A 23654-nucleotide genomic window follows, 5' to 3' on the forward strand; every position below is an offset into this window, starting at 1 on the left:
AATTTCGTCCGATAGGATGCAGCCGATGAAAGACCGGTTCCACACGCGGCTATGGCGACATGCCGTAAACATGACCCTGGCGGCCGACAGCACGCATGAGTTGATCGTCGTCGAGGGCGTGCGCGAATGCCCGGGTTGCGGCCTCTTCCAGCGGCTTCCCCGGCTGGCGCCAGGCCGCGTCGCCGCCTGCGAGCGATGTGGGCGGGTGCTGGCCCGTCGTCGCAGGACCTCGCCGATCGCGGCTCCCGCCGCTTTCTGCATCGCTTCCGCCGCGCTTTACATATCTCTGCTCGTCAGCACGTTGATGATGCTCGACGTCCAGGGGCGCGAAAATACCGTCAGTCTCTTCTCCGGTCCGATCGAACTGATGCGCCAAGGATATGGCGAAGTCGGTCTGCTCGTAGGGTGGGTCACGGTCGTCACACCCGGACTCATCATTGCCATGATGTCGGCCATTCTCTTCGGCGCCAGCCGGAAGCATATGCCGGACTGGACGCCGCGCCTTCTGCGCTGGTACGAAATGACCCGCGAATGGTCCATGATCGAGGTCTATATCCTCGGCGTGTTCGTGGCTTACAGCAAACTCGTGGACCTCGCGCACGTCGATCTTCTCTCGGGTGTCTATCTCGTCACGGCGCTCATGTTCACGATGGCCGCCACCGACTCCACCCTGGATGAACATCGGATCTGGCGCACCCGCGATATTCGCGAGGAGGTGGCCGATGAGGGTGGACAGAGCTATTCCGTAACGACGATCAACATCGCGCGCGATCCGATGCCGCCTGTGGGCCATATGCTCTCATGCTCGGCATGCCATCTGGTGATGGCGTTCGATCACGAACTTCCGCGCGAAACCTCCAATGGGCATTGTCCGCGTTGCGGCCATACGCTGCGTTGTCGCAAACCGTTCAGTCAGTCCAACACGCTGTCCTTCCTGATTGCCGCGCTCGTGTTCTACGTGCCGGCCAATATGTTTCCGGTGATGACCTACTCGAAGGTAGGGCAGGGTGAACCGAGTACAATCGTGCATGGTGCGATTGAACTCTGGCAGGCGGGCCTTATCCCCCTGTCCTTGCTTGTGATTTTTGCCAGCATCATCGTCCCGGTCGCCAAAATTTTCTCATTGTCGCTGATGATCGAGACGACATGGTTTCGATCGACACGCTGGCTGGTGCCGCTGACGCGAATCTACAGAGTCGTCGATATTGTCGGGCGCTGGTCGATGATCGACGTCTTTATGATTTCGATCCTTGTTGCCGTCGTGCGTTTCGGTTTTATGGCAAATGTCCGAGCGGACTTTGGCTGCGTCTGCTTCGCGGCCGTCGTGATCCTGACGATTTTTGCAGCGCATACTTTCGACCCGCGCACCATGTGGGACGCGGCGGGGTTGAACGGCCCCGTTCGAGGTCGGCAGTTCAACAAGACACGCCAAAACGGGGGCGCAGGCGCCCTTGAGTCAAAAGAAAATATGGAGCCCGAGCGCGCGTGAGCGATCAAGACGAACAGGGAACACAGGAATCAGGCACCTCTCCCGAGGCGAAGGTACGCATGACGCGTTTCTCCATCATATGGCTCATTCCTGTCGTGGCCGTCGGCATCGCCGCATGGCTGGGGTGGCACAGCTGGGTGAATCGCGGACCACTGATTACGGTCACGTTCGACACGGCGGCCGGACTCACATCGGGGCAGACCGCCGTCAAGCACAAGGCGGTGACGTTGGGGACCGTCACGGATCTGACCCTGAGTTCGGATATGCGGCGTGTCGTCGTTCATATCCGCATGAATGCGAACGCGCAGAAGCTGCTCAATGACGGAACTCGTTTCTGGGTCGTGCGGCCGCGGATCAACGGTGCGAGCATTACGGGTCTCGAAACGCTTTTCACAGGCGCGTATATCAGCATCGATCCGGGCCCCGATAAGGCCGGGCACACGAAGCGGGATTACGTGGGCCTTGAAAGCGCGCCTGGCTTGCGTTCGGATCAGCCCGGCACAACCTATATGCTCGTCACGCCGACGATCGGCTCGATCGGCGAGGGCGCGCCTGTCTATTTTCGCGACATGCAGGTCGGTGAAGTGCTGGGCTACACCATGCCGCCCGGCGGCGAGGGACCGATTGTCGTCCAGCTTTTCGTCAAGGCGCCGTATGACCATTATCTGAGGACCGATACCCGTTTCTGGAACGTGTCAGGTGTCGACGTGAAACTCGGCGCGGGCGGTCTCAAGCTTCAGATGACATCCCTCCAGGCCCTGTTCTCGGGTGGCGTCGCTTTTGGACTTCCAGCCGAAAGGCGCAAGATCCCGGCGCTGAACGCGCCGCCGAATACGGTTTTCAAACTGTATGGAAGCGAAGCCGAGGCCGACAACGCGCGCTATCGCCAGCATATGCATGTCGTGACTTATCTCGACTCGTCGGCCGCAGGTCTCGCGCAAAGCGGTCTGGTCACGATGTATGGCATGCGAGTCGGAACGGTGAATGACGTGAGGCTCCAGATTGATCCGGTGACCGCGAATGCCAGGGTACGAGTCGAGATGGATCTCGAAGCCGAGCGTCTGCATCTGCAGAACGTGTCTCAGGTTGAACTTCTCCGGCAGTTCGTGGCCAAGGGCATGCGCGCATCCGTTGAAAGTGCCAGTTTTCTCACCGGTGAATCTCTCGTGGCCTTTGAATTCGTGAAGAACGCCAAGCCGGTGCCGCTCACGTTCGAAAACGGCCTTCCCGTGATTCCGAGCAAGGCCGGCGGCTTCGATGGCATCATGGCGTCGGCGTCCACGATCATGGACAAGGTCGCCGCAATGCCGCTGACCCAGATCGGCGAACATCTCGATGGTTTGCTGGCGCATGCCGACGCCCGGATCAACAGTCCGGAAGTTACGCAGTCCTTGCGATCGCTGCGCGATTCCCTGCATCACATGTCGGATCTCATGGCGCACGCCGATGACGGGACCAAACCTCTCTTCAAAAAATTACCGGCGATGGCGGATGCTTTGCAGGGCACGTTGGACAATGCCAACAAGGTCCTCGCAGGCTATCGTGGCGATACGGATTTCGGACATGATCTCAAGAATATGGTTCTGCAGCTCGGTGAGGCCGCGCGCTCTCTGCGCCTCATGATGGACTATCTGAACCGTCATCCATCCTCCCTCATCACGGGACGTCATTGATGTTTGCGAAAAACACGCTTGTCCGTCGCAGTGTAAGGCTGCTGGCGACCGCTCTGATTGTCAGCAGCCTCACGGCATGCAGTGCGGACCCTACCCTGTATACTCTGGTGCCGGTTTCGCCCGCCGCCTCGACGGCGATGGGGTTGGCTCCCGGGGTTATCGAGGTGCGGACCCCTGTTGTTTCGCAGCGTCTGGATCGTGACGACATTGTCCGTCGCGATCGCGATTATAAGCTCGAGATTGCGAAGGGAGACGCATGGAGCGAACCGATCGCCAGCATGATCGGGCATGCGTTGAGTCAGGATCTGGCCATCCGTCTGCCTGAATCCACCGTCTTTTCCCAGAATGACGCGGTATCTACGGTACCGACCGCCTATGTCGAGTTGACGGTCACGGCATTCAACGAGGATCAGGCGGGAAATGCTGTTCTGCAGGCCAATCTGTCGACGCATCTCGCAGACGCGGGAGCGTTCCCCGTACTGACCGTCCCTGTTCGTCTGGCGCGCAAGCCCGACGGGTCTTCCACCGCCGATCTGGTTGCCGCCCTGAGCCAAATGACCGGGGAGCTGGCGGATGAGGCGGCCCGGAGACTGCGTATGTTGCCAGCCCCGGTCGCATCTGTGCGGTAGATCCGGGGTGGTCTTCGTGATCTCGGTCGTGAGGAAGGAATCTCCGCCCTGCACTCCGAGGCCGTTATAAGAAAAAGGCCGCATTCCTGATGGAAATGCGGCCCTTTTTCGATGCTTTGAGACGACGGAAGCGGATCAGAGCTTCTCGACCTGAGTATATTCCAGATCGACCGGCGTGGAACGGCCGAAGATCGATACGCTCACCTTGAGACGCTGGCGCTCTTCGTCGATTTCCTCGACCACACCATTGAACGAGGTGAACGGACCGTCGGCGACGCGCACCTGCTCGCCAGTCTCGAAGGAAATATTCGCGCGGGGACGTTCGACACCGTCCTGCGCCTGCTTGATGATGCGCTCGGCTTCCGCTTCGGTGATAGGACTCGGCCGGTTACGGCTGCCCAGAAAGCCGGTTACCTTCGGTGTGTCTTTGACCAGATGCCATGCGTCATCGGTCAGTTCCATCTTGACCAGGACGTAGCCGGGGAAAAACTTGCGTTCCGAATTGATCTTGCGACCACGACGGACTTCGGTCACGTCCTCGGAGGGGACGAGAATTTCCTCGAAATGATCAGCCAGACCCTTTTGGGCCGCCTGTTCCTTGATGTGCTCGGCGATCTTTTTCTCGAAGCCCGAGTAGACGTGTACAACGTACCAACGTTTAGCCATGGCGGTCGAATTAGCCTCCCACGCCGAAAAGTGAGCGAACGCCGAGGCCGATAATCTGGTCCACGACAAAAAAGAAGACAGAAGTCAGTGCCGCCATGGCGAGCACCGCGCCCGTCGTGGTCATGGTCTGACGTCGCGTCGGCCAGGTGACCTTGAGGGCCTCGGCGCGAACCTCCCTCAGATACTGCATGAGGTTGAAGCGATGGCTCGCTCCGCCCTGGGGCGTGCCTGGATTGCGAGGCTTCTGAGGCCCCTGCGAGCCAGACTTGGGGGTAGTGACCGACACCGTCATCCTCTAATCGTTCGAAAAGCCGCTATTGTACAAGGAAATCGCGTCGGCCTCAAAAAGCCGGACATGCGGCCCGGCGGCGTGGCAGGGGCGGAGGGTCTCGAACCCACAACCTCCGGTTTTGGAGACCGGCGCTCTAGCCAATTGAGCTACACCCCTAGACCTGCCTTGCACCCTACGCCAGAACCCGTCTGAAAACGGACCCGCCGCGGATGTTTGGCTGCTGGGCGGGTTAATGACGGTCTGTGAGGGGGTACGTCAAGAGGGCATATCATGGTTCGGGGCATATCCGGCAAAAATCGTCCCGCGTCTGTTTCTGCCCCCTTGCATGAAGGGGGACGATGGCGGTAGGAGAAGCACGCCGACACGGCCATGCGGGTGTAGCATAGTGGTAATGCAGTAGCCTTCCAAGCTTCTGATGAGGGTTCGATTCCCTTCACCCGCTCCAGAATTTCCACGTCGATTTGTGGAAAATGACGTGGTCGATCTTCCGTTTGAAGCGAAGCTTCGGTTGTTCGGGCAGAGCAAAGAGATCGTCTCCCAGAGAAAATACCTCTCCCGATACATTCAGCGCTTTTCCCTTGGTTGCGTCGTCGCGCATCAGCGTGCTAGAGGCCCCGCGTGACCGGTGCGCTGTCGTGCCGTCATGTGAACGAATCCGCCGAACGTCATTCTGTTTTCATCCCTGAATCGGGGAGATCTCAGTTGGCGGCTGGCGCAGTGGAACGAGGGTGGGATCGCCGAACGTGTCAGTGGTCGAAACAGCGGTCGAAACGACAGTCACGCCGGTAGGGCGTATCGACGCAGCGGATGGCCTCGCCAACCGTTACGCGAAAGCCCTGTTTAAGTATGCGGAGGAACGTTCGTCGCTCGCCGCTCTGCTTGATCAGGTTCGCGGTCTGTCGTCCCTGATCGCGCAGAGCGCGCCGTTGAGAGCGTTCCTGGCGGATCGGACCCTCGATATCCGACAGTCCGCCAAGGCGCTGGACGCACTGCTCGTCTCCCAGGGTTTCGGCGGCGACATCCGTCGTTTTGCCGGCGTGGTCGCGCGCAATCGGCGGCTGGCCCAGCTTGCTTCCATTCTGAGCGCCGTCCTTGCGATAGACGCGCGGCGTCGCGGAGAAATGATCGCGGAGGTCCGGAGCGCGCAGAAGCTGAGCGACGTTCAGCGTGCGAGCCTCCAAGCGCGCCTCTCGGAAGCCGGTTACGCCCGCGTCTCCATCGTCGAACATGTCGAGCCTGAGCTGATCGGCGGACTTGTCGTGCGTATCGGCGCCAGATTATTCGATACATCCATTCGCGGGCGTCTGTCCCGTATTCAAAACGTCATGAAGGGAGCCGCGTGATGGATATCCGTCCCGCCGAGATTTCGGACATCCTCAAGCAGCAGATCGCTACGTTCGAAGACGAGGCGCAGGTTTCCGAGACCGGCACCGTCCTGTCGATCGGCGACGGCATCGCGCGCGTTTACGGCCTTTCGAATGTCATGGCCGGTGAAATGGTCGAATTCGAGGGCACCAACGCCCGTGGCATGGCGCTCAACCTTGAGCAGGACAATGTCGGCGTCGTTATTTTCGGTGACGGAAACGGTATCCGCGAGGGCGACACCGTCCTGCGCACCAAAACCGTCGTCGAGGTGCCGGTCGGCAAGGGTCTGCTGGGGCGCGTCGTCGATGGTCTCGGCAATCCGATCGACGGCAAGGGTCCGCTGACGGATGTGGAATATCGCCGCGCCGAAGTGAAGGCTCCCGGCATCATGCCGCGTCAGTCGGTGAGCGAGCCGATGCAGACAGGCATCAAGGCCATCGACGCTCTTGTTCCGATCGGTCGTGGGCAGCGCGAACTGGTCATCGGTGACCGCCAGACCGGCAAGACCGCCATCCTGCTCGACACCATCGTAGCCCAGAAGACGGTCAACGCCTCTGCGGACGAGAAGAAGAAGCTTTACTGCCTTTATGTCGCCATCGGGCAGAAGCGTTCGACAGTCGCCAATCTCGTTCGTATGCTGACCGAGCAGGGCGCGATGGAATACTCCATCATCGTCGCGGCGACGGCGTCGGAAGCGGCTCCGATGCAGTATCTCGCGCCATACACCGCATGCACGATGGGCGAGTTCTTCCGCGATAACGGCATGCACGCCCTCGTCTGCTACGACGATCTCACGAAGCACGCTGTCGCCTACCGTCAGATGTCGCTCCTGCTGCGCCGCCCGCCTGCCCGCGAAGCGTTCCCGGGTGACGTGTTCTATCTGCATTCCCGTCTGCTCGAGCGCGCCGCGAAGATGTCCGACGCTTTCGGTGGCGGGTCGCTGACGGCTCTGCCGGTCATCGAGACTCAGGCTGGCGATGTCGCCGCCTATATTCCGACGAACGTCATTTCCATCACCGATGGTCAGATCTTCCTTGAGACCGATCTGTTCTACAAAGGCATTCGCCCGGCTGTGAACGTTGGCGGCTCGGTGTCGCGCGTCGGTTCCGCCGCGCAGATCAAGGCGATGAAGCAGGTTGCCGGCAAGATCAAGCTCGACCTCGCGCAGTATCGCGAAATGGCCGCGTTCTCGCAGTTCGCATCCGATCTCGACCCCGCGACGCGCAAGCAACTCGATCGTGGCGCGCGTCTGGTCGAGTTGCTGAAGCAGCCCGAGACCTCGCCTCTTCAGGTCGAGGAGCAGGTGGTTGTGCTTTTTGCCGGAACGCGTGGCTTTGTCGATGCGGTCAAGGTTGACGACGTCGTGCGTTACGAGGCCGCTCTGCTGGCCGAGATGCGCACGAACGGCAAGGAAATTCTGGACGCGATCCGCAACGACAAGCAGATCAAGCCCGAGACCGAAGCGAAACTCAATGACGCGCTGACGGTTTTCGGCAAGCGTTTCGCGGTCTGAGGAAGAGCGATGCCCTCGCTGAAGGAACTCCGCGCCCGTATCCAGGGCGTGAAATCGCAGCGCAAGATCACGAGCGCGATGAAGATGGTGGCTGCGTCCAAGCTGCGCCGCTTCCAGCTTCGCGCCGAGGCGTCGCGTCCCTACGCGGATGCGATGCGTCGCATGCTCTCCGAGCTTGCGGCAGCGACGCGTCATGAAAGTGAATTGCCGCTTCTCATGCAGGGCGGCCCCGGTCGCACGCATTTGCTGGTCATGCTGACGAGCGATCTGGGGCTTGCCGGCGGCTTCAACGCCAACTTGGCGCGCGCGATGCGCGGGATCGTCGAACGCCTTGAGGGCGAGGGCGAGACGGTGCGCATCCTGACGGTCGGGCGTAAAGGCGGAGACGCCATGACGCGCGCCTACCCCGATCAGGTCACCATGCGCCAGCCGGGCACGGCGGGTCGTGAAGTCGAGTTCGCCCGCGCTCTCGAAATGGGCAAGCAGATCGAAGAGATGCTGGTCTCGGGCGAGATCGATCGCGTGACGGTGGTCTATAACCGCTTCATCAATGCGATGACGCAGACGCCGACGACACTGCCGCTCGTGCCGCTTCCCGTGCCCGAAAACGACAATCGCGACGACATGGCCGCGCAGTATGATTTCGAGCCCAACGAGGAAGAGATTCTCGCGCATATCCTGCCGCGCAATCTTCAGGTCCAGATCTACGCGGCGCTGCTGGAAAGCGCCGCGGGCGAGCAGGGCGCGCGCATGACTGCCATGGACAACGCGACGCGGAATGCAGGCAGTGCGATCGACTCGTTGACCCAGCGTTACAACCGGTCGCGTCAGGCCAATATCACCACCGAACTGATCGAGATCATCTCCGGCGCCGAAGCCGTTTGAGAACCGTGACCCAGGAGCCGAATACGATGTCCGAAACCCTTTCGCCTGAAGTTGCCGCCCCGAGCAATGTCGTTGGTCGCGTGACGCAGATCCGCGGTCCCGTTGTCGACGTTCAGTTCGAAGGCACGCTGCCGCATATCCTCAACGCCCTGCTGGTGCAGAACGGCGATCACACGCTGGTTCTCGAGGTCGCGCAGGAAATCGGTGAGCGCGAAGTGCGCTGCATCGCCATGGACACCACGGATGGCCTGATGCGTGGCCAGGAAGTGCGTGACACGGGCAAGCAGATCACCGTGCCGGTTGGACCTGCGACGTTGGGACGCATCCTCAACGTGGTGGGCGAGGCGATCGACGATCGCGGCGCCATCGTCGCGGACAAGCATTACGAAATTCATCGCCCCGCGCCTTCCTTCGAGGATCAGGCGGCCGCTTCCGAGATCCTGGTGACGGGCATCAAGGTGGTCGATCTCCTCTGCCCCTATCTCAAGGGCGGCAAGATCGGCCTGTTCGGGGGCGCGGGCGTCGGCAAGACGGTCATCATCCAGGAACTGATCAACAACATCGCCAAGGCGCATGGCGGCGTTTCGGTGTTCGCCGGCGTCGGCGAGCGTACGCGTGAAGGCAACGACCTGTATCACGAGATGCAGGATGCGGGCGTCATCAAAATCAACGAAGACGGCACGACCAAGGGGTCCAAGGTCGCGCTGGTCTATGGCCAGATGAACGAGCCACCGGGCGCGCGTGCGCGTATCGCCCTGACGGGCTTGTCGCTCGCCGAATATTTCCGTGACGAGGAAGGCCAGGACGTTCTGTTCTTCGTCGACAACATCTTCCGCTTCACGCAGGCCGGTTCGGAAGTGTCGGCTCTGCTCGGTCGTATTCCGTCGGCCGTCGGTTACCAGCCGACGCTGGCGACCGAGATGGGCGCCTTGCAGGAGCGCATCACCTCGACAAAGAAGGGCTCCATCACCTCGGTGCAGGCCGTTTATGTCCCGGCTGACGATCTCACCGATCCAGCTCCGGCTGCGACCTTCGCGCATCTCGATGCCACGACGGTGCTGAACCGCTCCATCGCCGAAATGGGCATCTATCCGGCCGTCGATCCGCTTGATTCCACGTCGCGCTCGCTCGATCCGAAGATCGTCGGCGAAGAGCATTATCAGGTGGCGCGCGCCGTTCAGAAGACCTTGCAGACGTACAAGGGCTTGCAGGACATCATCGCCATTCTGGGCATGGATGAGCTGTCGGACGAAGACAAGAAGATCGTCGGACGTGCCCGTCGCATTCAGCGCTTCCTCTCGCAGCCGTTCCACGTGGCGGAAGTCTTCACGGGCGCTCCCGGCAAGCTGGTTTCTCTCGAAGACACGGTTCGCAGCTTCAAGGAAGTGATCGACGGCAAGCACGACGATCTGCCGGAAGGCGCGTTCTACATGGTCGGCCCGATCGAGGAAGCCGTCGCCAAGGCCAAAAAGATGGCGGAAGCGGCCTAAGGTCATGCCCGTTCAGCTCGAAATCATCAGCCCGGAACGGCTTCTGCTCCGCAAGGATGTGGATATGGCTGTGTTGCCGGGCGCGGAGGGCGATATCGCGGCGATGCCGGATCACGCACCCCTGATGCTCGTGCTGCGTGGTGGTCTTGTGTCTCTCTACGAGGGCGACAAGGTGACCGAGCAGTTCTTCGTCGCTGGCGGTTTTGCCGATATGACGCCGGATCGCTGCACGATTCTGGCCGACGAGGCGAAACGTCTGGACGAAATTTCTGTCGAGACGGCGCGTTCGCGTCTGGCCGCCCTCGAGACTGCGTTTGCCAACGTGGCCGCGGAAGACGTCGATGCCATGGATACGATGGCCAAACGCCTGCAGGCTGCGCGCGCGGAAATCGAGGCCGCTGAAGAGGCCCATCCGACGCACTGACTTCTGGTACCGAATTCTGTAAAAAACGGCTCCTTCGGGGGCCGTTTTTTTTGTTGTGCGGATCGTTGTGCTTCAATCTCGCTTTTGAAGTGTTCGCGGGGCCGGAAAAGGTCGTTCCGAAACCATCTTTTCCGGCTGAACAGGCTTCGACGACGGCTTCAGCCGCGTCCCCGATAGCCGGGAACATCCTGTGACGGAATCCAGACACCGGCGGGCGGCTCGCCGCTTTGCCAGAAGACATCGATCGGAATGCCGCCGCGCGGATACCAGTAGGCGCCGATCCGCAGCCAGATCGGGGACAGTTCGCGTATCAGGCGCGAGGCGATGGCGACGGAACAGTCTTCATGGAATGCGCCGTGATTGCGGAAACTGGTGAGATACAGCTTGAGCGACTTGCTTTCGACGATCCACTCATCGGGAATATAGTCGATGACAATATGCGCGAAGTCCGGCTGGCCCGTGACCGGGCAGAGCGAGGTGAATTCGGGCGCTGTGAAACGGATGACGTATTGAAGGCCGCGATGGGGAGCCGGGACACGTTCGAGAACGGCGCTTTGGGGGTCTTGCGGCTGGACGGTCTGACGGCCAAGTTGGCTCAGTCCTTCGGCGTTGCTTTGCGATGTGGTCATGATGAGGCACCTTGGTGTAAGAGAGGGCATGCCCGCGTCTGCCGCCGGTTTTCCGGCCCCCCGAATGATTTCGACAACTGCCGATTTGGCGCAATTATGCGAAAGGCTCAAGCTTGAGCCTTTCGTGACGATTGATACCGAATTCGTGCGCGAGCGTACGTACTGGCCGGAACTCTGTCTCGTACAGCTTGGCGGTGCGGACGATGTGGCTCTCGTTGACGTACTCGCGGACGGCCTCGATCTTGCGCCGCTGGCGGCGCTGCTGGATGCAAAAGACTGCATCAAGGTCTTTCATGCCGCGCGGCAGGATCTCGAAATTTTCCTGCATCTTTTCGATCGCCTGCCGGTTTCGATTTTCGATACGCAGATTGCGGCGATGGTGGCGGGGCATGGCGACCAGATCGGCTATGATGCGCTGGTCAGCACGATCACCGGAGCTTCCATCGACAAGGCTCATCGTTTCAGTGACTGGGCCGCGCGGCCCCTGACACCGGCACAGATCGCTTATGCCGCCGCTGATGTTACGTATCTGCGTGATGTTTATCTGGCCCTTTCCGCGGATCTCGAGAAACAGGGACGCGTGCTCTGGGCGAGCGCCGAACTGGCCGTGCTGGAAAATCCGGCGACGTTTCGTCCCGATCCCCGCCTGCTTTGGGAGCGTCTGAAGCCTCGTACAAACAACAGGCGCATGCTGGCGGTCCTGCGCGAAGTTGCGGCCTGGCGTGAACTGGAAGCGCAGGCGGCCGACATTCCCCGCCAGCGCATGGTCCGGGACGAGAGTCTGCTCGAAATAGCCGCCGTTCAGCCAGTAACGGTGGACGGACTGGCACGCATACGCGGCGTTTCGCGTGGTTTCGCGGAGGGCCGCTCGGGCGAAGGGCTGCTGGCGGCAGTCCGTCTTGCGCAGGATTTGCCCGAGAGCGAACTCCCGCGGGCGCCCCGCAAGCCGGACGGACAAAAACCTTCCGCCGCCGTCGTTGCGATGCTGCGGGTTCTGCTCGCCGCGAAGTGCGAGGAGAATCATGTGGCTCCCAAACTTGTGGCCAGCGGGGAGGAACTTGATCGGCTGGCCTTGGGAGACACGGAAGGCGCTGTGCTGCAGGGTTGGCGTCGGGCCGTGTTCGGAGAAGACGCGCTGGCGCTTATGCGCGGTGACGTTTCGTTATCCGTCGATGGGCGACAGGTACGGATCAACACCGCGACGGCCCCATCCTGAATCCGCTCGTTCCCCGGCTGCCACTGTGGCTTGCGATGCACGCAGGACTTTATTCCAACCTTTAGGGGTCCGTTCCGTTGAGAAATGTGGCCGGTAGCGCTAAATTGAACTTCGTGAAAAAGAAAAAGGAGCGCGGGTAATGGAATGGACTGAGGAGGTAATCTCCCGTCTCCAGGAACTCTGGCAGCAGGGCCTGTCCACGGCCGAGATCGGGCGTCAGCTGAATATCACTAAGAATGCCGTCGTGGGGAAAGCGCATCGTCTTGGTCTGCCCGCCCGCCCGTCACCCATTCGCAAGGCCGTCCAGGCGTCGGAAGTGGATGCCGGTGATGTGAGCGCTTCTTCAGTTCCCGTGAAAAAAGACCGACGAAGAACGTCGGCCGTGCGGGCTGCGTCCGCCAAGGAAAAGAGCGGCGGTGTTCCCGACCCGATCACGCCGAGCGCAGAGTCCGCCGATGCTGCAGTGATCGCCGAAGCGCCACCGTCGCCTGCGGCTCGTATCGATGTCATCCTGACGTCGCAGACAAAGGCGCCGGAGTCCGTGACTCCCAAGCCGCTTACGCCCGCACCAGCAGCGCGGATTTCCGAGACACCCGCTCCCCCCGTTCGTCCTGCGGTTGCGCGCGTCAGCCCTCCCGCAGCGCCGACAAAGCCGAAAGCCGTACCGTCGGGACGTGCGGAAGAGGACACGGAAGAGCAGAAACCCGCGATTACGACGGCGGCGGCTGTCAAGCAGACACTGCGCTCGGTTTTGGGAGACCCCTCTCCCCGGCGTGGGCCTTCCTGCTGCTGGCCCATCGGTGATCCAGGGACGCCGGGTTTCCATTTCTGTGGAGCGAAGCCGTTGCCGGGCAAGCCTTACTGTGCGGAGCATGCGGCGCTGGCCTATGTGAAATTGCGTGATAGACGTGATAGTGTTGCCTGAGCGAATGCTCAGGCACGTCAAGTTTCCATTTGAATTATATTCGACACGTTCTGTCACTGTATTTAAATATAATAACAATGATGATAATATAACGCTTTTTTGCCCGGATGCATCTGTGTGTCGTGTATCCGGGATGCGATACTGTCGGCAGTAGGTTCGAGAACAATACTATCAGCAAGATTTCATTTGGCGGAAAAGCAGATTGCTCACCGATAATTCTCTTAAAAGACCTCGCCAGTCCCGGATTTACGTGACATTGCACTTCGCGTGAGCTAAGAGAGCCTCTGGAAACCAGCTATATAGCGATATTAAGTGCCGTGTGCATGGTGCAGCGTTCTGCGCGACCTGTTCTCGATCCGTATCGCAGGGAAATCGTTTCTGTTTTTTGCTGGAATAGTCATTGAAGGAGTGGATCTTGGTGTCTGGAACTGCGCGGCAGATCACAGCGGGTGAGGCGCAGGAGCCCGAGTTGAATGAAGACGCGCTGCGTGAAGCGCTCGGGCGCATGGGAAGTGGCAGGAAGAACGGTGGCGGGGCCGACCGGAAACTTCGTAGTGCTGCTCCCCCGACCGGCGACGTCCGTCGCCGTCGCTTCGTTCAGGATGGACAGGTGGTGGTCGAGCACCATCAAAACTCGCGTGCGACGCATCGTGCCATGGCTGCGCCTCAGGTTGAGGATCACGCGGAAATTGACCGGCTGAAAGCGGCCGTGCGCGAAGAGCAGCGTCGTCACGAAGAAAGCCAGAGACGTCTTCAGGACGTCCAGACCCAGATGCGGTCACTGGAGACACGTGCGGTTCATGCCGATCTCCGGATCAAGGAGCTTCAGGCGTTTCTTCAGGAACGTGACATCGCGATCATGAACCTGCGGGCCCGCCTCGCCGTGACCGTAGTCAAGGAAGACGTTCGCGCTGTTGAACTGGAAAATGACGCCGCGACCACAGTGGCCGCTCAGCCCCAGGTGCGTCGTGGCCGTCCGCGCAAGGTGGCCCAGCCCGATATGGCGACGAGCGAGCCCGAGCCCGTCAAATGGTGGGTCAAAGACTGAACCTGCCTGCGATTGCGAGTGTCGTGCGTCTTATGGCACGGGCGTTCTATGTGAGTGGCGCAGGACTCATCCTTCGCCAGAGGGTCCTGCGGGGCTTTCTTGTCTAGCGATTCTTCCGGTAATCACCGCCGCTATAGATTGTCGCTGGCGGCGGCAGGTGTCGCGATTCTGGAAAGTGCGGATGGCTCTCCATAAACCCTGCACAGTGTGCGCGCATTGTGCAGGGAGAGGCCGCGCACACTTCTGCATATCCTGCGCAGTCTGACCCGGTTGCCCCAAATCGCTGGAACTGGCGGGCTTAAAGATCGAACTGGAGGCCGAAAAGACGCTCCTGGCGACCATCGAATCTGACCGCGATCGCTGGCGTGGTTTTGCTCCGAAGACGGGCTGAACCATGACCGCGCAAATGGTCGTTCTGACGATGAATATGCTGTAGCTTCGAGAGCGACCCGCAAGGGAATCGTCGCAACGGTCCGGATCGTAGTCCATGCAGTCAGAAGGATCATGCGGGAACTTGTGTGGTTTGGCGCGTTTTTCTTCGAACGTGAGGGGGGAAGCCCAGGTCTGGTCCACTACGACGTGATCAGGGACGTCGCCAACGTCGGAAGCCGTTACCGTGCGAGAGGAACTGGCGTTCATTCCGGAGCTTGGCGCCAGGCTGGAAGTCATCTCGGGGGGGCAATGAGTACTATTCCTGTTGGTGACAGCGAAATCTTCGTCATGTCGCCTGAACAGTTCAACGCGCTCATGGGGGAGGACAGGAAGGCCTCCTGTCTCGCGCCTGCATCTCTGTTGAGCACGAACCTGCCATGGAATAGGACCGTCCCCTTCCAGACACGCCCGTCCTCGCCTCTTTCCGTGCACCCGGACCCGATCTACCCGGCGCTCAATCCGCTCAGGACGATCGATGAGGCCAACGACTGGCTGAAGGACAAGACATATGTCGACATATTCGGATGGAAGGACGCCATCACGGATGGGCGTTCCGCCGTAAAGCAGGTCATGCTTCTGGGCATCATGGGCGACGCCTATCTCGCGAGAACGAGGGCGGGGAAGGAAGCGATCATCTTCAGGGGGCGACCGGGCCTACGCGCCAGACTGTCCGGGACCCGCTATCTTCGGGAACATCCGATTGTCCGGGAGGCTGGATTTGTTATTGGCCGCAAGGAGATGCTTGAGGAGGCCGGGAAAGCCACGAAGATCGCCGTGGTCTGCTTTGTCGCATGGGATATCGTCCATGAACTCCTGCAGGACAAACCCGACATGACACGCCTCGGCATCTCGATCGTCAGCGATATTTTCCAGGCAGTCGCAGCTACATATATTGGTTTGGCTGCTGGCATATTCATGGCAGGGATAGGCTTTCCAGTAATCGTATCCTTTTGCTTTTTTGCTGGAGGTTCGTTTGCTGCCGGGTTTGCCTTTTCATGGCTTGATAAGCAGTATGGTCTAACCGACAAAGCAGTCGCTCTTGCGAAAAGAATAGAGGCATCCCGTCCTATGCACGGTTTTGTTAAATTCGCCGAAAACCTTGGGAAACCATACGTTAATTCTCACGCAGCCCCAATATCTTATATGGTATATTAGAGTTATGGTTAATATAAAAAAATGGGTTATCGCAAAGAACCCAAGGAATAAACCTTTTTTGACTCTTGGATTTTTTTGGACATTTTCTATTTGTATGATGATGATGAATTATTATCTTACACTTCCCGAATTGCTTTCCTTTAATAAGTCTAAAATTTATATAAAGTTTGATTCTGATACAATTAAAATTATTGGTGGTTTATTTATATTTTATGCAACAATAGCGATTACGATAGCATTTATAAGAAATAATACAAGATCTCAGCCAATAGAAACTTCAATTATTTTTTTTAGTTTGGCTTGGGCTGCATTTTTTATTGTTTTTTCAACGCCACTAACGTTTTTCTGGGCCCATATTCACGGGTATCACCTCGATCATTACGAGGCGGCCCGTCGTGGCGGATGGTATGTTTTCAGACTGAACGGAACATGATCAAAAAATTCCGACGCTCTGATGGGCTTATGCTGCTCTCGCGCTGCACTCGCCCCGGAACCGGAAGTGTGTAGTCTGGGGATTTGATGGTGCCGTCTTTTCGCCTGAGTGGAAGGAAGCGCTAGGGGGCAGGATCACAATTCCCCGTCCGCCGCTATTTTTTGAGCCATCCAAGCAGCGGCGCCTCCGAAAACAATCAACCCCAGAACGGTGGACAGCATGATTGGGACCGGAAGGGCCAGAGTGTCGTTCGAGCCTGTAGCGCCACTGACCGCGGCGAGACCAACGCCCATGAGGCTTTCGCCCACGATGAAGCCCGATGCGATCATCGTGCCCAGACCGCCCTCGCGGGTCTTGCGGGCGGTCGTACGCATGACGAGCCATGTCAGTATCGCGCCAAACGCGATGGTGACCGAGACTTCGGGCGGTAGATAAATGCCCATTCCGACGGCAAGGGGCGGGGCAGCGAGGGCGCGAAGGCGCAGCAGCCGATCAAACACGATGAGGACGAGCCCAAGAACGGCGCCGATCGTGATCATGGCCCAGTCCAGCGTGTGAAGCAGGATGCCCTGTGCGATGGCCGCCATCAGGGCTGGCTGGGGAGCCGCGAGCGCGCGTGACGGATCCATGTCCGCGCGCGGCATGGCGCCGACGAAACCATAAGCATGATATAATATATTGAGCACGGGCGGGATGACGATCGCACCGACGGCGCAGCCAATGAGCAGTGCGATTTCCTGTCGCCAGGGCGTCGCGCCGAGTAGCTGCCCGGTTTTGAGGTCCTGCAGATTGTCGTTCGAAATGGCTGCCGACGCTGTCAGGGCTGTGAGCACGTAGAGCGCGAACGCCATCGCAATCCGCTGGTTATCGGCGGAAAAAGCCTCTGGCAGCCAGTGAAGTTGTTCCAGACCCAGAATGGTGGTGCTGAGAATCACGATGGCAATGATGCTGATGCCTGAAATGGGTGAGGACGAAGACCCTACGATTCCCGCCATGTAGCCGCATGCGGCCGCGACGAGAAAACCCAGCGCGGCGCAGGCCACGATCCCCAGGAGCACGGCAACGGGCACGCCGCTGTCATGCGGAACGGCAGGCCAGAGGAACATGGTGAACAGACCGGCCAGAATGGTGATGAGAATGGCGCCCAGCCCGACGATGAGGCCCGGCGGCAGATCCCGGTCTGTTTCGTCGCCGCTTGCGCGATGCGTGACGGACAGGGCTTCACGAACGCCACGGATCACCGGCCCCAGGAGGGTGAGAAGTGTCCATGTGGCGGCGACCGCGATGGTTCCGGCGCCCAGAAAGCGCACCTTATGCAACCATAATCCCGTCGCGAACGCCGACGCCGCGATATGGTCGGGGTTGCCGGAAAGGGCGGTCAGCCATGGCACGGCAACACCCCAGCCGATCACGACACCCAGCAGCATGGAAAGACCACCACCGATGCCGACGAGATAGCCCGTCCCAAGGAGTGCGAGGGAGAACGAACCCTGGAAGCGGAAGACGGACCCGCCGATCGCCAGGCTGGTGCCGATACCGTCCGAGATTATGCGCAGGCCACCGCTGAGAAACGTTACGACCGCGGCGATCACGGTTCCTGCCGTCAGGGCGCGGGCCGATGCGCGATCGCCCTCGGGAGACGATGCGTGCAGGATTTCCGCGCAGGCGACGCCTTCGGGATAGGGAAGATCGCTCTGCGTCACCAGGGCCCGGCGGAGGGGGATCGTGAACAGCACCCCGGTCATGCCTCCGGCGGCAGAGATCAGGGCCGTCTGCCAGAAAGGAAAGCTGTGCCAGTAACCGATGATCAGCAAGGCGGGCGCGGCGGCGAAAACGCAGCTGAGCGTGCCAGCCGCAGAAGCCTGGGTCTGCACCATGTTGTTTTCGAGAATATTGCTGCGACCGAGAGACCGCAGGACCACCATTGAAATGACGGCGGCCGGAATCGACGATGCGAAAGTCAGTCCGATTTTCAGGCCAAGGTAGATATTGGAGGCGGTGAAAACGAGGGTGATCAGCGCTCCAAGGACGACGCCGCGCCATGAAAGTTCGTGTCCGGCGCGTCCGTCAGAGGTCATGATGTTGCATCTCCCGTTGTTCGTCACATCGCGCAATGAATTCAGCCCATACGACCGCCATGTGTCGGATGCAATGGAGACCGTCTTAAAGCGCGGATCTGCGGATCACGGCGGGGGAGAAAGCGGCGCAGTCGCGGCGCAGCGTGACCGGATACGCTCAAGGTCCACTTTGATGGTTTTGGGCGTTATTCTGCGGATCAGGCCCTCGTGCTCAAGTGCTCGGAACGCACGACTGATGGTTTCGACCGCAGCGCCAATATAATCGGCAATATCGCTTCTTGGCATGGGCAATGTCAGAAGGTCTTGTGACGCGTCGAACAGTTCATGATGCTGCGTGCATGCAAGAAGAAAAGTCGCGAGAGCGATGGTTGCGTCCGGCAGACTGCGGGTGACCGTGTTATGCTGGGTTTCGCGCAGGTCGCTCAGGATCTTGATCAGGACATGACTCTGCAAGGCGGGGTGTTCGAGGAAAGTGGCCTTCAGATCGCGGACAGACAGGCGTGCCACCAGGCAGGCTGTGATTGTCTGGGCGTCGTGGATGTAAAGCCCCTGTTCCTGCATGCCGAACAGGTCTCCCGGCCAATGGAAGGCAATCACCTGCCTCCGTCCGTCAGCCGTGAGATGTGTGACCCGCACGATTCCTTCGAGGAGAAGAAATACATCACGCGCCTTGTCGCCGGCGTGATAGATGGGCACGCCTGCGGTCGGTATGCGCAGGGGTATGCCGATCCGGCTGAGGGAATTGCGGTCCGCTTCGCTCAGCAAAAGACCGTCCTGCGGTCCGGGGCCACGAGTTGTCCAGCTATCGGCGACACGCATGCGGAAGGCGTCGGGCGGGATGGCGCTGGACGCCGGGAGAGCGACTTCCGAAACGGTGGAGAGATTTGGGGAAGCGTTATCCACGCTTGCTCCATCCGTCGATCAGATCGATGACAGCCTGGGCAGACATGGCGCGCGCGTTACCCAGCGTGTTGGCGCCGTCGGCGTTGAGCAGCTTTCCATCTTCCGTAAGGATCAGAACGGTCGGTACTTCGTGGATCGTCACGCCGTAGCGGGATGCGAGATCAAGATTCTGGTTGATTCGACCGACATTGACGGGGACGATCACAAAAAGTGATTCCAGCCACTCATTGACTTCCGGAACCTCGAAAATGCCTGCCAGCTTGAGGCAGTCCGGACACCAGTTGCCTCCGAAATCGAGGAGCACCTTGCGATGCGTTTTCTGGGCCGTGCGAAAGGCTTCCTCGACCTGCTTCGGGGCAAGACCGATATCCGGATAGACATCCGTGGCCGGCGTGATGCTCCGAGACGGGTCGATATGTGGAACCGGGATCGGCAGAGGCTGGGCCGTTGGCGCGGCGTGGGCATGGCCACCGATCACGGGGCCCGTCGCAAGGACGGACAGGCTTGCGGCAATGGCGAGAAGCGTGGGGATGCGAAGTTTCATGCTTGGAAGCCTCGATATCGATCCCGGGCGAGTTGATCGGCCCGGTGAGGAAGTTTATCCCGAAACGGAACAGTTATCACGCCAGGGTTCTGACGTCAGGAAAAACGTTATAGCGAGGCCTGACAGGGATGTCGGTTAAATTCTACGTATATACTTGGGGGTTCGATGAAATCCACGCAGAACGGGCGTCCTGGAGACGTCAGTATTCGTACGACGCTGCTTCGCACGGCGACGCTGGTGCTCCTCACCATCGCGTTTGCGGCGGCGGTCCGGTTCGTGCCGATACTCGGTCATCTTGTCCAGAAAACCGCATCGACGCAAATGTGGCAGTCGCTCTACGGGATGTTGGGCCTCGAAGGCGGCACGGAACGCGAGCAGCTCATTCTGGTCGGGATCATGATTGTCTGCTTCATCCTCGCGCTGGTCGTGCAAACCGGCTGTATTCTGTGCTGGCAGGCATGGCGCGGTCGGAAGGCCTGAGCGTGGGCGTCTGACTGCCCAGTCGCGACTCTCAGCGGCGGTCCCATTTGCGCAGGGCGCTTGCGGCCAGGGTCAGCCATGCGAGCATCGTGATGGTGCCTCCGATCGGCGCAAGGAACGCGATATCCGGCCCTCTGAGTGCCAGGCTGTAGACCGGGCCGCAGAAAAGGACGATGCCGAGCGCGAAGCCCAGGGCTGCGATGTGGAATCGTTTTCCGCCCCATAGGCCCAGCAGCAGCAGAACGATCGTGTGCCACATCTGCATGTCGATCGCGCGGCCGACCATTTCGCGACCATGTACAATAAAGAAGCGTTCGGGAAGATGCGCGTTGAGAGCCGCGATCGCGACCCCGAGACAGCCGCTCAGGCCTGCAAAAACGATGGCGGCGCGCCAGGGTCTGGAAAAAGGGGGGATATCGGTCATTGCAACTCGGCGACGGAAGAGGAATAGAAGGAGGCAGACTTCGGCGGCGTTTTCCAGACCGTCGGGACTCTCGCCGGTTTCGACACTATCCGGCGGATGGATCTGAGAGAAGGAGCGTGTCTGTTTGATGTTGCGTTGTCGTTTTGCCGTGCTTTCGGCTCTCCCGCTCCTCGCGTTGACGGCGTGCGACCCCTCGGCGCCGAAAGCGCCGCCGCTTCCGCCTCTTTCCAAGGCCGCGCCGCTCGATACGGCGGATGCCGCTTTCGTGCAGCAGCTCAACGAAGCCGATGTCGTCGTGATCGCGCTGGGCAAGCTGGCTGCGACCAACGCGGCCCGCAACGACGTGCATGCGTTGGCCGATACGCTGGTCAAAGACCATACCGCCAATCGCGAGGCGCTGGGCAAGATCGTCAGTCCGCATGACGTGACGCTGACGGACGCCCCCATGAACGAGGCCAAGGAAGAGATCGAGGCGCTCTCGAAGCTTCATGGCAGCAGGTTCGATACGGCCTATATAGCCTTTCTGCGCCGCGAGCACAGCGAACTGGCCGAAGCGCTGGCGCGCGAACTGGCCCGTTCCGGGAACGGCGATCTCAAGGCGCTGGCGACCGATACGCAGAAGATGATGGCGACGCATGAGGCTGCCATCAACGCCGTCATGCCCGCCGCCCGCGCGCGTCGTCACAGGCGGTAAGCCTCCCATGTCCTCCAGGCCGGTCGGTCCGGTCCGCATCGACCGCGTCACGACCCGGGGTGGTGACGGCGGCGAGACGTCGCTGGGCGATGGCAGCCGCGTTGCGAAAAGTCATGCGCGGATCGAGGCGATCGGCGCGGTGGACGAACTCAATGCGGTCATCGGGATGGTGCAGTGCGCTCTCCCGTCCTGCGATACCCTGACGCGCATCCAGGGCGCCCTGTTCGACCTGGGCGCGGATCTCTGTCAGCCCCACGCGCAATCCGATCGCCCGCTTTCCCTTCCGGCCGAGGCGACGACGTGGCTGGACCATGAGACCGAGACCCTGCGCGAAGGCCAGCGTCCGCTCACCAGCTTCGTCCTGCCGGGGGGAACGCATGGCGCCGCGCTGGCGCATGTCGCCCGGACGGTGGCGCGTCGCGCGGAGCGACGCGTGGTAGCGCTGGAAGATCCGGTGCTGGCGGATGCCGTGCGCTTTCTCAACCGTCTGTCGGATTATCTGTTCGTGCTGTCCCGGGACGCGAATGACGGCGGTCGCAAAGATGTTCTCTGGCAGCCCGGTGCCTGGCGCCTGCCCTGAGACGCTCAGGCGACCGGCATGTTGTCGATCAGGCGCACGCCGTCGAGCCATGCAGCCACGAACAGGCGACAGGGCGTGCTGGCGTCGAGAGCGGGTGCGAGGTTCGCTTCCTGACGGAACGTGGCATATTCGACGGGGTTGAATCCCTCGGCGCCCAGAGCCGCCCGGAGCCGCGTGCTGCTCTCGTTATCGCCCTGCCGGAAGGACTCCACGGCCGCGCGCATGAGGGCGGGCAGACGGGCGGCGGTGTGCCGCGCTTCCGGACTGAGGCGGCGATTGCGTGAGGACATGGCCAGCATGTCACTTTCGCGCTTGATCGGGCACCCTACGATATCGACGGGAATGTTCAGATCGGCCACCACGCGGCGGATGATCTGGAGTTGCTGGAAATCCTTCTCGCCGAAAAAGGCCCTGTCGGCGCGGCTGATCAGCAGCAGCTTGGTGACCACCGTCGCCACCCCGTCGAAATGACCGGGCCTGAACGCGCCGCATAATTCCCCGCTCACCCCTTTGACATGTACGGTCGTCGCAAATCCGGCGGGGTACATGACCGTTGCGTCCGGCATGAACAGGGCATGCGCGCCCGCGTCGCGAAGGCGCTCCGCGTCCTCGTCCGCCGTCTGAGGGTATTGCGCGAGGTCGTCCGGATTGTCGAACTGGATCGGGTTGACGAAGATCGAAGCGATCACACGGTCGCAACGGGCCAGCGCCGCTTCCACGAGGGTCAGATGTCCCTCATGCAATGCACCCATCGTCGGCACAAGTCCTATGGACAGACCTTCAGCCCGCCATTGGGCAACGGTGGCGGTCAGCGTCGAAATGTGACGGGCCATGATCATGGCGGTGTCTGACATGGCGGTCGGCCTCCTTGCACGCGTTGCCGACATAACGTGCCGACCTGTCATGCGCAATCGGGAGGTTCTGGGAGGCGACCGTAGAAGAGTCGTCGTGCAGCCTTCTTACAGCGCGCTCAGAGAGCCACGCCGTGCCAGCCGATGGTGCCCGGCTGGCTCTGCGCCCGATGGGCGGCGGCTGTCGGCGTGCGCCGCATGGCCGTCAGGAGAGGCATCAGTTCGCGTTCGACAGCCATGTAGGGTGCGCGCTCCGGCGGAGCCGTCAGGACGACATGGCGCAGGCCGCCAGCCCGATATTCCGCAAGCCGTCGGGCAATCTCACCCGGCGTTCCCACGAGGGCCGCCGCCGCATTCGCGGGCGTCAGGCCCGCATCGACGATTTCCGCCATGGCCGCCCATGCGGCTTTCGTCGTGTCCCGCATGACGATGTCGAGGGCCGCCGCACAGCGCGGCGCATCGCCGCCGAGTTGCGAAGGCAGGATATTGTCGACCCAGAAGAGCGTTTCGGCGGGCGTCCCATCGGCTCCCAATCGCATCAGCCGCTCGTCCTCGCGCAGATAAACGCACAGGCGCGGGTTCGCGGCGCGGATACGACGCGCCGCCATGGCGTGATCGACGGCTATGGCGTGCCCTGTCGGGAGAAGGGCGGCATAACCGAGACGCTCGTCTTCCCGGAGGCCGGTCATGTTCCATACGAGGTTGAGCGTCCGGGCGGACGAGGCGGGATCGAAAGGCGTCATAAACATAGTCGTGTCATTCCTGGTCCGCTCTCCCCGCGGGGCAAGCGGTGCATGCGTGACGGATGGCATGGATTTTTCGTGTCCACGCATCGT

General features: G+C 60.6%; 26 protein-coding genes and 2 tRNA genes. 17 read left to right on the forward strand and 11 right to left on the reverse strand.

Annotated features, from left to right (window positions below):
- Positions 1–25: 25 nt before the first annotated feature.
- From PWM43_RS12285 to PWM43_RS12295, 3 genes are read left to right on the forward strand one after another with little or no spacing between them, the layout of a single operon-like run.
- Positions 26–1489 (forward strand): paraquat-inducible protein A, encoded by a 1464-nt coding sequence (locus PWM43_RS12285; protein WP_289842815.1) that lies wholly within the window; start codon positions 26–28, stop codon positions 1487–1489.
- Between the two features lie 59 nt (positions 1490–1548).
- A complete protein-coding gene (locus tag PWM43_RS12290; protein WP_289842860.1) occupies positions 1549–3162 on the forward strand; it encodes a PqiB family protein in 1614 nt (537 codons plus the stop codon).
- The gene (locus tag PWM43_RS12295; RefSeq protein ID WP_289842816.1) at positions 3162–3791 is read left to right on the forward strand and encodes a PqiC family protein; all 630 of its coding nucleotides are present in this window, start codon (positions 3162–3164) and stop codon (positions 3789–3791) included. Before PWM43_RS12290 ends, PWM43_RS12295 begins: the two co-directional genes overlap by 1 nt.
- A gap of 135 nt (positions 3792–3926) precedes the next feature.
- On the opposite strand, the gene nusG is transcribed toward PWM43_RS12295, so the two are convergent.
- The 3 genes from nusG to PWM43_RS12310 all read right to left on the reverse strand — a co-directional run bounded on the left by nusG (position 3927) and on the right by PWM43_RS12310 (position 4905).
- A complete protein-coding gene (gene nusG, locus PWM43_RS12300) occupies positions 3927–4457 on the reverse strand; it encodes a transcription termination/antitermination protein NusG (protein ID WP_289842817.1) in 531 nt (176 codons plus the stop codon).
- Between the two features lie 10 nt (positions 4458–4467).
- Positions 4468–4749, reverse strand: coding sequence for a preprotein translocase subunit SecE (gene secE, locus PWM43_RS12305; RefSeq protein WP_340314092.1), 282 nt, complete (start codon positions 4747–4749; stop codon positions 4468–4470).
- 79 nt (positions 4750–4828) lie between these two features.
- Positions 4829–4905, reverse strand: a tRNA-Trp gene (locus tag PWM43_RS12310).
- A 215-nt stretch (positions 4906–5120) separates the two neighbouring features.
- Between PWM43_RS12310 and PWM43_RS12315 the strand changes: the two genes are divergently transcribed.
- Positions 5121–5194: transfer RNA gene (locus PWM43_RS12315), tRNA-Gly, on the forward strand.
- Here the strand turns inward: PWM43_RS12315 and PWM43_RS12320 are convergent.
- Positions 5183–5347 (reverse strand): hypothetical protein, encoded by a 165-nt coding sequence (locus PWM43_RS12320; RefSeq protein ID WP_289842819.1) that lies wholly within the window; start codon positions 5345–5347, stop codon positions 5183–5185. The two genes, PWM43_RS12315 and PWM43_RS12320, sit on opposite strands and share 12 nt — an antisense overlap.
- Positions 5348–5498: 151 nt before the next feature.
- On the opposite strand from PWM43_RS12320, the gene atpH reads away from it, so the two are divergent.
- Genes atpH through atpC form a run of 5 tightly spaced genes read left to right on the forward strand, consistent with a single transcriptional unit; the run spans position 5499 to position 10426 of the window.
- Positions 5499–6092, forward strand: a complete 594-nt coding sequence (gene atpH / locus PWM43_RS12325) for an ATP synthase F1 subunit delta (protein ID WP_289842861.1) — start codon at positions 5499–5501, stop codon at positions 6090–6092.
- On the forward strand, positions 6092–7627 hold the full coding sequence (gene atpA / locus PWM43_RS12330) for a F0F1 ATP synthase subunit alpha (protein WP_289842820.1): 1536 nt from the start codon (positions 6092–6094) through the stop codon (positions 7625–7627). The genes atpH and atpA overlap by 1 nt, the downstream gene beginning before the upstream one ends.
- A 9-nt stretch (positions 7628–7636) precedes the next feature.
- A complete protein-coding gene (locus PWM43_RS12335) occupies positions 7637–8512 on the forward strand; it encodes a F0F1 ATP synthase subunit gamma (protein ID WP_289842821.1) in 876 nt (291 codons plus the stop codon).
- 26 nt (positions 8513–8538) lie between these two features.
- Positions 8539–10002, forward strand: a complete 1464-nt coding sequence (atpD, locus tag PWM43_RS12340; protein ID WP_289842822.1) for a F0F1 ATP synthase subunit beta — start codon at positions 8539–8541, stop codon at positions 10000–10002.
- 4 nt (positions 10003–10006) lie between these two features.
- A complete protein-coding gene (atpC, locus tag PWM43_RS12345) occupies positions 10007–10426 on the forward strand; it encodes an ATP synthase F1 subunit epsilon (protein ID WP_289842823.1) in 420 nt (139 codons plus the stop codon).
- A gap of 158 nt (positions 10427–10584) precedes the next feature.
- On the opposite strand, the gene queF is transcribed toward atpC, so the two are convergent.
- Positions 10585–11055: a preQ(1) synthase gene (gene queF, locus PWM43_RS12350; protein WP_289842824.1), complete on the reverse strand. Its 471-nt coding sequence runs from the start codon at positions 11053–11055 to the stop codon at positions 10585–10587.
- 28 nt (positions 11056–11083) lie between these two features.
- On the opposite strand from queF, the gene rnd reads away from it, so the two are divergent.
- The 5 genes from rnd to PWM43_RS12375 all read left to right on the forward strand — a co-directional run bounded on the left by rnd (position 11084) and on the right by PWM43_RS12375 (position 16264).
- Positions 11084–12271: a ribonuclease D gene (gene rnd, locus PWM43_RS12355; RefSeq protein ID WP_289842825.1), complete on the forward strand. Its 1188-nt coding sequence runs from the start codon at positions 11084–11086 to the stop codon at positions 12269–12271.
- 139 nt (positions 12272–12410) lie between these two features.
- Positions 12411–13196 (forward strand): GcrA family cell cycle regulator, encoded by a 786-nt coding sequence (locus PWM43_RS12360; protein WP_289842826.1) that lies wholly within the window; start codon positions 12411–12413, stop codon positions 13194–13196.
- A gap of 418 nt (positions 13197–13614) precedes the next feature.
- Positions 13615–14244: a hypothetical protein gene (locus PWM43_RS12365; protein ID WP_289842827.1), complete on the forward strand. Its 630-nt coding sequence runs from the start codon at positions 13615–13617 to the stop codon at positions 14242–14244.
- A gap of 504 nt (positions 14245–14748) precedes the next feature.
- Entirely contained in the window at positions 14749–15831 is a 1083-nt protein-coding gene (locus PWM43_RS12370; protein WP_289842828.1) for a hypothetical protein, read from the forward strand.
- Between the two features lie 94 nt (positions 15832–15925).
- A complete protein-coding gene (locus PWM43_RS12375) occupies positions 15926–16264 on the forward strand; it encodes a hypothetical protein (protein WP_289842829.1) in 339 nt (112 codons plus the stop codon).
- A 134-nt stretch (positions 16265–16398) separates the two neighbouring features.
- Here the strand turns inward: PWM43_RS12375 and PWM43_RS12380 are convergent, their stop codons facing one another.
- From PWM43_RS12380 to PWM43_RS12390, 3 genes are all read right to left on the reverse strand, one after another.
- The gene (locus tag PWM43_RS12380) at positions 16399–18342 is read right to left on the reverse strand and encodes an OPT family oligopeptide transporter (RefSeq protein ID WP_289842830.1); all 1944 of its coding nucleotides are present in this window, start codon (positions 18340–18342) and stop codon (positions 16399–16401) included.
- Between the two features lie 105 nt (positions 18343–18447).
- Positions 18448–19245 (reverse strand): Crp/Fnr family transcriptional regulator, encoded by a 798-nt coding sequence (locus PWM43_RS12385; protein ID WP_289842831.1) that lies wholly within the window; start codon positions 19243–19245, stop codon positions 18448–18450.
- Entirely contained in the window at positions 19238–19789 is a 552-nt protein-coding gene (locus PWM43_RS12390) for a thioredoxin family protein (protein ID WP_289842832.1), read from the reverse strand. The genes PWM43_RS12385 and PWM43_RS12390 overlap by 8 nt, the downstream gene beginning before the upstream one ends.
- Positions 19790–19954: 165 nt before the next feature.
- Between PWM43_RS12390 and PWM43_RS12395 the strand changes: the two genes are divergently transcribed.
- Positions 19955–20269 (forward strand): hypothetical protein, encoded by a 315-nt coding sequence (locus tag PWM43_RS12395; protein ID WP_289842833.1) that lies wholly within the window; start codon positions 19955–19957, stop codon positions 20267–20269.
- Positions 20270–20300: 31 nt separating this feature from the next.
- Here the strand turns inward: PWM43_RS12395 and PWM43_RS12400 are convergent, their stop codons facing one another.
- Complete coding sequence (locus PWM43_RS12400) at positions 20301–20693, reverse strand: DUF423 domain-containing protein (RefSeq protein WP_289842834.1); 393 nt, start codon at positions 20691–20693, stop codon at positions 20301–20303.
- A gap of 127 nt (positions 20694–20820) precedes the next feature.
- On the opposite strand from PWM43_RS12400, the gene PWM43_RS12405 reads away from it, so the two are divergent.
- Together PWM43_RS12405 and PWM43_RS12410 are read left to right on the forward strand one after the other, a co-directional pair.
- The gene (locus PWM43_RS12405; RefSeq protein ID WP_289842835.1) at positions 20821–21387 is read left to right on the forward strand and encodes a DUF4142 domain-containing protein; all 567 of its coding nucleotides are present in this window, start codon (positions 20821–20823) and stop codon (positions 21385–21387) included.
- Positions 21388–21394: 7 nt separating this feature from the next.
- Complete coding sequence (locus tag PWM43_RS12410; RefSeq protein ID WP_289842836.1) at positions 21395–21967, forward strand: cob(I)yrinic acid a,c-diamide adenosyltransferase; 573 nt, start codon at positions 21395–21397, stop codon at positions 21965–21967.
- A 5-nt stretch (positions 21968–21972) separates the two neighbouring features.
- Here the strand turns inward: PWM43_RS12410 and panC are convergent, their stop codons facing one another.
- On the reverse strand, positions 21973–22821 hold the full coding sequence (gene panC, locus PWM43_RS12415; RefSeq protein WP_289842837.1) for a pantoate--beta-alanine ligase: 849 nt from the start codon (positions 22819–22821) through the stop codon (positions 21973–21975).
- Positions 22822–22937: 116 nt separating this feature from the next.
- The gene (locus PWM43_RS12420; protein WP_289842838.1) at positions 22938–23567 is read right to left on the reverse strand and encodes a hypothetical protein; all 630 of its coding nucleotides are present in this window, start codon (positions 23565–23567) and stop codon (positions 22938–22940) included.
- Positions 23568–23654: the final 87 nt, after the last annotated feature.

The organism is Brytella acorum, from assembly GCF_029309905.1.
Taxonomy (GTDB): domain Bacteria; phylum Pseudomonadota; class Alphaproteobacteria; order Acetobacterales; family Acetobacteraceae; genus Brytella; species Brytella acorum.

Bases quoted from the DNA above. Each gene is read 5' to 3' on its own strand.
- PWM43_RS12410 (WP_289842836.1), top strand. From the start codon at position 21,395: ATGTCCTCCAGGCCGGTCGGTCCGGTCCGCATCGACCGCGTCACGACC.
- PWM43_RS12370 (WP_289842828.1), top strand. From the start codon at position 14,749: ATGCGGGAACTTGTGTGGTTTGGCGCGTTTTTCTTCGAACGTGAGGGG.
- PWM43_RS12400 (WP_289842834.1), bottom strand. From the start codon at position 20,693: ATGACCGATATCCCCCCTTTTTCCAGACCCTGGCGCGCCGCCATCGTT.
- PWM43_RS12420 (WP_289842838.1), bottom strand. From the start codon at position 23,567: ATGTTTATGACGCCTTTCGATCCCGCCTCGTCCGCCCGGACGCTCAAC.
- panC (WP_289842837.1), bottom strand. From the start codon at position 22,821: ATGTCAGACACCGCCATGATCATGGCCCGTCACATTTCGACGCTGACC.
- rnd (WP_289842825.1), top strand. From the start codon at position 11,084: ATGCCCGCGTCTGCCGCCGGTTTTCCGGCCCCCCGAATGATTTCGACA.
- PWM43_RS12295 (WP_289842816.1), top strand. From the start codon at position 3,162: ATGTTTGCGAAAAACACGCTTGTCCGTCGCAGTGTAAGGCTGCTGGCG.
- atpA (WP_289842820.1), top strand. From the start codon at position 6,092: ATGGATATCCGTCCCGCCGAGATTTCGGACATCCTCAAGCAGCAGATC.
- PWM43_RS12360 (WP_289842826.1), top strand. From the start codon at position 12,411: ATGGAATGGACTGAGGAGGTAATCTCCCGTCTCCAGGAACTCTGGCAG.
- PWM43_RS12285 (WP_289842815.1), top strand. From the start codon at position 26: ATGAAAGACCGGTTCCACACGCGGCTATGGCGACATGCCGTAAACATG.
- PWM43_RS12395 (WP_289842833.1), top strand. From the start codon at position 19,955: ATGAAATCCACGCAGAACGGGCGTCCTGGAGACGTCAGTATTCGTACG.
- PWM43_RS12380 (WP_289842830.1), bottom strand. From the start codon at position 18,342: ATGACCTCTGACGGACGCGCCGGACACGAACTTTCATGGCGCGGCGTC.
- PWM43_RS12335 (WP_289842821.1), top strand. From the start codon at position 7,637: ATGCCCTCGCTGAAGGAACTCCGCGCCCGTATCCAGGGCGTGAAATCG.
- secE (WP_340314092.1), bottom strand. From the start codon at position 4,749: ATGACGGTGTCGGTCACTACCCCCAAGTCTGGCTCGCAGGGGCCTCAG.
- PWM43_RS12390 (WP_289842832.1), bottom strand. From the start codon at position 19,789: ATGAAACTTCGCATCCCCACGCTTCTCGCCATTGCCGCAAGCCTGTCC.
- PWM43_RS12290 (WP_289842860.1), top strand. From the start codon at position 1,549: ATGACGCGTTTCTCCATCATATGGCTCATTCCTGTCGTGGCCGTCGGC.
- atpD (WP_289842822.1), top strand. From the start codon at position 8,539: ATGTCCGAAACCCTTTCGCCTGAAGTTGCCGCCCCGAGCAATGTCGTT.
- nusG (WP_289842817.1), bottom strand. From the start codon at position 4,457: ATGGCTAAACGTTGGTACGTTGTACACGTCTACTCGGGCTTCGAGAAA.
- queF (WP_289842824.1), bottom strand. From the start codon at position 11,055: ATGACCACATCGCAAAGCAACGCCGAAGGACTGAGCCAACTTGGCCGT.
- PWM43_RS12375 (WP_289842829.1), top strand. From the start codon at position 15,926: ATGATGATGATGAATTATTATCTTACACTTCCCGAATTGCTTTCCTTT.
- PWM43_RS12405 (WP_289842835.1), top strand. From the start codon at position 20,821: ATGTTGCGTTGTCGTTTTGCCGTGCTTTCGGCTCTCCCGCTCCTCGCG.
- PWM43_RS12320 (WP_289842819.1), bottom strand. From the start codon at position 5,347: ATGCGCGACGACGCAACCAAGGGAAAAGCGCTGAATGTATCGGGAGAG.
- atpC (WP_289842823.1), top strand. From the start codon at position 10,007: ATGCCCGTTCAGCTCGAAATCATCAGCCCGGAACGGCTTCTGCTCCGC.